Source organism: Streptomyces sp. AC627_RSS907 (assembly GCF_019049165.1).
The window spans coordinates 1-428 of sequence record NZ_JAGMUE010000422.1 but is presented as its reverse complement, the minus strand read 5'-3'; the positions used below and the strand labels follow the sequence as shown (position 1 = coordinate 428).

General features: G+C 61.0%; 1 rRNA gene. It reads right to left on the bottom strand.

From position 1 onward, the window contains the following. Positions 1 to 279: 279 nt before the first annotated feature. Positions 280 to 428 (bottom strand): 16S ribosomal RNA (locus KUM32_RS36240); the annotation flags it as partial.

Sequence of the window (428 nt, the reverse complement as noted above, 5' to 3'; positions counted from 1 at the left end):
TCAAACAACGACCAACCACCCATCACCCCGAGCCAGAGCTCGAGTGCACTGGGGCCGGCACCGAAGACCCAGCCATACGGCCGCGCCCTCAGACACCCAACAGCGTGCCCGACACGTCCAGTCAAGACCCTGCGTTCCACGCCGAAGCAGTACTAACAGTCCTCATCCTGATCGTGCCGAGTAGTCAACGTTCCACCCATGAGCAACCAGTGCGAGACATTCGCTCGCATACTGGCCTCTGACCTCGCCCCGAAGGACTCGGTAAGAAGTGCTCCTTAGAAAGGAGGTGATCCAGCCGCACCTTCCGGTACGGCTACCTTGTTACGACTTCGTCCCAATCGCCAGTCCCACCTTCGACAGCTCCCTCCCACAAGGGGTTGGGCCACCGGCTTCGGGTGTTACCGACTTTCGTGACGTGACGGGCGGTG